The following is a 4,769-nucleotide window of genomic DNA, read 5'->3' as shown; positions in this document are numbered from 1 at the left end:
GTGTTCCGCGACGGGCTGCCGGAGAGCTGATGCTTCCGCAGGAAATCATCCGCCGCAAGCGTGACGGCCACCGGCTTTCGGCACCTGAGATCGCGGCCTTCATCGAAGGGCTGACCGCTGGTACCGTCACGGAAGGCCAGGTCGGCGCCTTCGCCATGGCGGTGTTCTTCAACGGCATGAGCCGCGAGGAAGCGGTGGCGCTGACCGTCGCCATGCGCGATTCCGGCGACGTGCTCGACTGGTCCGACCTGCCCGGCCCGGTCACCGACAAGCATTCGACGGGCGGCGTCGGCGACAATGTCTCGCTGATGCTGGCGCCGATCGTCTCCGCCTGCGGCGCCTATGTGCCGATGATCTCCGGCCGCGGCCTCGGCCATACCGGCGGCACGCTGGACAAGATGGACGCCATCCCCGGCTACATCAGCCAGCCGGACGTGGCGCGCCTGCGCAAGACGGTGCTCGAGACCGGCTGCGCCATTATCGGCCAGACCGCCGACCTGGCGCCCGCCGACCGCCGCTTCTACGCCATCCGCGACGTCACCGGCACGGTGGAATCGGTGCCGCTGATCACCGCCTCGATCCTGTCGAAGAAGCTCGCCGCCGGACTTGGCTCGCTGGTGCTCGACGTCAAGGTCGGCAACGGCGCCTTCATGGAGAAGTCGCGCGATGCGACGGCGCTTGCCAGCAGCCTGGTCGAGGTCGCCAACGGCGCCGGGCTGAAGACCTCGGCGCTGGTCACAGGCATGAACGAGCCGCTGGCATCGGCCGCCGGCAACGCCGTCGAGGTGCGGAACGCGGTCGATTTCCTCACCGGTCGTTTCCGCGACAAGCGGCTGGAGGATGTGACGCTGGCGCTCGCCGCCGAGATGCTGCAGTCGGCCGGGCTGGCCGCGTCCAACCAGGACGGTATAAGGCGCGCCACCGAGACGCTTGCCGGCGGCCGCGCGGCTGCCGTCTTCCAGCGCATGGTGGCAGCACTTGGCGGCCCCGCCGATTTCATCGAGCGGCCGGAAAAGTATCTGCCCAGGGCGCCTGTGGAACTCGCCGTGAAGGCGCCCGGAAACGGCTTCGTCAGCGGCATCGCGACGCGCGAGATCGGGCTTGCGGTGGTCGGCCTCGGCGGCGGGCGGACGCGGCCTGACGACAGGATCGACCACGCGGTCGGCATCACCAGGCTGTCGCCGGTCGGCGCGGAAGTGCGGGCGGGCGAGCCGCTGGCGCTGGTCCATGCGCGCACCGACGCGGATGCCGAGGCGGCGGCTGCGGCCGTGCTTGCGGCCTACACGATCGGAACGTCGAAGCCGGCGGCGGAAAAGACCGTCATCCGGCGCGTGCTGCCGCGCTGACCGTCCGGTCCCGCAGCCCTACTGGACCAGCAGCAGCGCCCCGTTCTCGACCTGGTATTTCTGCAGCCGCTGCAGGAAGCTCATGCCGATCAGGTTGGTCTGCAGCGCCCGGTCGTCGAGCACCACCGCCTGAATATTGTCGACCGAGATCTTGCCGATCTGCATGCGGTCGACCGTCACCACGGCGGCCTTGATCGAGCCATTGGCAGTGTTGACCTCGTGGATGAAATCCGACGGGCTGAGCGAGATGCCGACGCGGCGCGCCGTGGACGTGTTGATGGCGACCAGCGTCGCGCCGGTGTCGATCATGCCGTCGACCTGGCGGCCGTTGACCTTGAAAGGGGAGCTGAAGTGGCCGCGCGCGTCGGCGTTGACCACTACCTTGCGGCCGAGCGGCAGCGGCGCGGCAGGCTTGTCCGGGACCGAGGCCAGGTTGATGGCCGGCTGCGGCTCGGTCGTCGGCCCGGAGGCTACCGCCGGTTTGAACAACCCATCGAGCATCTGCGGGTTCGACTGATAGATGATCGGGATCGATGCCGATGTTCCGGCAAAGACGCCAAGGAAGAGGAGCTTGCGCAGCATGGGACCGGCCTGTGTGAAGGCCGATCCTTAACCCCGACATGGTGTTTTCGACTTTAACGTCGGCCGAAACCGCGGCTTTGCGTAAACGAGCGGTAAACGGCGGGCCTATTTGGTGCCGTACATGCGGTCGCCGGCGTCGCCAAGGCCAGGCATGATATAGCCCTTGTCGTTCAACTGGCGGTCGATCGAGGCGGTGAAGACGGGCACGTCGGGATGCGCCTTGGTGAAGCGCTCGATGCCCTCGGGCGCTGCCAAGAGGCACAGGAAGCGGATGTTGGTGGCGCCGCGCCCCTTCAGCTTGTCGATCGCCGCGATCGCCGAATTGGCGGTGGCGAGCATCGGATCGACGACGATCACCAGCCGGTCGGCGAGGTCGCTCGGCGCCTTGAAGAAATATTCGACCGCCTCCAGCGTGTCATGGTCGCGGTAGAGCCCAATATGGGCGACGCGCGCCGCCGGCACCAGATCTAGCAGGCCTTCGAGCAGCCCGTTCCCGGCGCGCAGCACCGAGGCGAAGACCAGCTTCTTGCCCTCGAGCGTCGGCGCCTCCATCGTCTCGATGGGCGTCTCGATCTCGGTCGTCGTCAGCTCGAGATTGCGCGTGACCTCATAGCCCAGAAGCAGCGAGATCTCGCGCAGCAGCCTGCGGAAGCCGGCGGTCGACGTCTCCTTCTTGCGCATGATGGTCAGCTTGTGCTGGACAAGCGGGTGGTCGACGACGGTGACGCCCTGCATGGTGCTCTCCTGGAATTCCGGCAATCCGAAAGACCCTAGCGACAATGCGGCGGCCAAGGAACCGCTTGGCCGTCACCGATCACAGTTTTTGCCGGAAATTTGCCTGTAAGGCAGTCAGCGCCCGGCGCCGTTCAGCCGGGCGAGAAGCGCTGCTTTCGTCTTGCGGTCGACGAAGGCGGCCTCGATCGCCGTCCTGGTGATGGCGACAAGCGCCTTGTCCTTGATCCCGAAATGCTCGGTGGCGATGTCGTATTCGCGCTTCAGCGAGGTCCAGAAATAGGGCGGATCGTCCGAGTTGAGCGTCACCTTGCAGCCCGCCGCCAGCAGCGCCGGGAACGGATGGTCGGCGAAACTGTCGAACACCTTGAGCGCGATGTTGGAGCCCGGGCAGCATTCGAGCACCACGCCTTCGTCGGCGATGCGCCGGACGAGGTCGGGATTCTCGATGGCGCGCACGCCATGGCCGATGCGGGACGGTCGGATGTGGTCGAGCGCGGCCTTGACACTCTCCCAGCCCATCAACTCGCCTGCATGGATGGTGATGCCGAGACCGGCCTCGCGGGCGATCTCGAAGGCGCGGACATAGTCCTCGAAATCGCCGATGCGCTCGTCGCCGGCGACGCCGAAGCCGGTCACCAGCGGGTGGCCGCAGCGGGCGGCGAAGCGCGCCGCCTGCTCGATCGACTCGACGCCGACATGGCGCACGCCGGTGACGATCATGCGGCCTTCGATCCCGGTCTTGGCCTTGGCGCGCGCCATGCCTTCGCCGAGCGCGTCGGTATAGGCCTTGGGCGACAGGCCGGCCTTTTTCGCGTGGTCCGGCGAGGTGAAGACCTCGGAATAGATGGCGCCGTCGCGGGCGAGGCTGGTGAGATAGTGGTCTGCCAGCCGCGCATAGTCCTCCTCGGTGCGGAACAGGTCGGAGGCGAAATCGTAAGCCGCGAGGAAGGAGGTGAAATCACGCCAGACGAAGGCGCCGTCCTTGATGTAGGGCGAAGTGTCCTTGCCGTATTTGCGCGCCTGGCTGATGACGAGCTCGGGCGCCGCTGCCCCTTCGATGTGGCAGTGCAGTTCCGCTTTCAGAGGCATTCAGTCATCCCGTCAAGTTCGGTCCAGGTCGATAAGCCCACCACCTGGAAGCGCGGCCGAACACCGCGCCTTAAACAATAGCGCCCGCACCAGTGATCGGCTATGGTCCCGCCGGTTTTATGACGGATCAAAATAATGTCAGGTGAGAGAACCACGGCCGCGGGCGGCATGGAAACCTCCTATGGTTTCAAGCGGGTAGGGGCCGGCGACAAGCAGTCCCTGGTCAACGACGTTTTCCACAAGGTCGCCAATCGCTATGACCTGATGAACGACCTGATGTCGGGCGGGCTGCACCGGTTGTGGAAGGACGCCATGGTGACATGGCTCAACCCGCCGAAACGGCCGGGCTGGAAAGTGCTCGACGTCGCCGGCGGCACCGGCGACATCGCCTTCCGCATCATCGAGGCGAGCGATCGCCACGCGCACGCCACGGTGCTCGACATCAACGGCTCGATGCTCGACGTCGGCCGCGACCGCGCCGAGAAGAAAGGCCTGCGCGAAAACGCCGATTTCGTCGAGGCCAATGCCGAGGAACTGCCCTTCGCCGACAATGTTTTCGACGCCTACACGATCGCCTTCGGCATCCGCAACGTGCCGCGCATCGACGTGGCGCTCTCCGAGGCCTTCCGCGTGCTGAAGCGAGGCGGGCGTTTGCTGTGTCTCGAATTTTCCGAGGTCGAGATGCCGTTGCTCGACAAGGCCTACGAAGCCTGGTCGTTCAACGCCATCCCGAAGATCGGCCAAGCGGTCACCGGCGACGGCGAACCCTATTCCTACCTGGTCGAATCGATCCGCAAGTTTCCCAACCAGGCGAATTTCGCTTCCATGATCACCCGGGCGGGCTTCGACCGCGTTTCCTTCCGCAACTATTCCGGCGGCATCGCCGCACTGCATTCGGGCTGGAAGCTTTGAGGCAGGAAACCTTGAGGCAGGCCAGACGATGAGCAGCGTCCGATGAGCAGCGTCGGCGCCGCCTTTCGGCTCGCACGGGCCGGCTGGGTGCTGGTCCGCGAGGGC

Annotated in this window: 5 protein-coding genes; 2 read left to right on the top strand and 3 right to left on the bottom strand. The window is 66.1% G+C overall.

Annotated features, from left to right (window positions below):
• Positions 1 to 29: 29 nt before the first annotated feature.
• Entirely contained in the window at positions 30 to 1,346 is a 1,317-nt protein-coding gene (deoA, locus tag EN780_RS27770) for a thymidine phosphorylase (protein ID WP_128275898.1), read from the top strand.
• An 18-nt stretch (positions 1,347 to 1,364) separates the two neighbouring features.
• Here the strand turns inward: deoA and EN780_RS27765 are convergent, their stop codons facing one another.
• From EN780_RS27765 to EN780_RS27755, 3 genes are all read right to left on the bottom strand, one after another.
• On the bottom strand, positions 1,365 to 1,928 hold the full coding sequence (locus tag EN780_RS27765; protein WP_128275897.1) for a TIGR02281 family clan AA aspartic protease: 564 nt from the start codon (positions 1,926 to 1,928) through the stop codon (positions 1,365 to 1,367).
• A gap of 105 nt (positions 1,929 to 2,033) precedes the next feature.
• Complete coding sequence (gene upp / locus EN780_RS27760; protein WP_126058358.1) at positions 2,034 to 2,663, bottom strand: uracil phosphoribosyltransferase; 630 nt, start codon at positions 2,661 to 2,663, stop codon at positions 2,034 to 2,036.
• A gap of 114 nt (positions 2,664 to 2,777) precedes the next feature.
• Positions 2,778 to 3,752: an adenosine deaminase gene (locus EN780_RS27755; protein ID WP_128275896.1), complete on the bottom strand. Its 975-nt coding sequence runs from the start codon at positions 3,750 to 3,752 to the stop codon at positions 2,778 to 2,780.
• Between the two features lie 135 nt (positions 3,753 to 3,887).
• On the opposite strand from EN780_RS27755, the gene ubiE reads away from it, so the two are divergent.
• On the top strand, positions 3,888 to 4,664 hold the full coding sequence (gene ubiE / locus EN780_RS27750) for a bifunctional demethylmenaquinone methyltransferase/2-methoxy-6-polyprenyl-1,4-benzoquinol methylase UbiE (RefSeq protein ID WP_128275895.1): 777 nt from the start codon (positions 3,888 to 3,890) through the stop codon (positions 4,662 to 4,664).
• The last annotated feature ends 105 nt before the right edge of the window (positions 4,665 to 4,769 follow it).

It is taken from the genome of Mesorhizobium sp. M4B.F.Ca.ET.089.01.1.1 (assembly GCF_004022605.1).
GTDB lineage: Bacteria > Pseudomonadota > Alphaproteobacteria > Rhizobiales > Rhizobiaceae > Mesorhizobium > Mesorhizobium abyssinicae.
Note: the sequence above shows the minus strand (reverse complement) of the source record. Positions and strands in the feature narration are given on the sequence as shown.

What these genes read in the sequence shown, in the direction of transcription:
- ubiE (WP_128275895.1), top strand. Translation starts at nt 3,888, where the DNA reads ATGTCAGGTGAGAGAACCACGGCCGCGGGCGGCATGGAAACCTCCTAT.
- upp (WP_126058358.1), bottom strand. Translation starts at nt 2,663, where the DNA reads ATGCAGGGCGTCACCGTCGTCGACCACCCGCTTGTCCAGCACAAGCTG.
- EN780_RS27765 (WP_128275897.1), bottom strand. Translation starts at nt 1,928, where the DNA reads ATGCTGCGCAAGCTCCTCTTCCTTGGCGTCTTTGCCGGAACATCGGCA.
- EN780_RS27755 (WP_128275896.1), bottom strand. Translation starts at nt 3,752, where the DNA reads ATGCCTCTGAAAGCGGAACTGCACTGCCACATCGAAGGGGCAGCGGCG.
- deoA (WP_128275898.1), top strand. Translation starts at nt 30, where the DNA reads ATGCTTCCGCAGGAAATCATCCGCCGCAAGCGTGACGGCCACCGGCTT.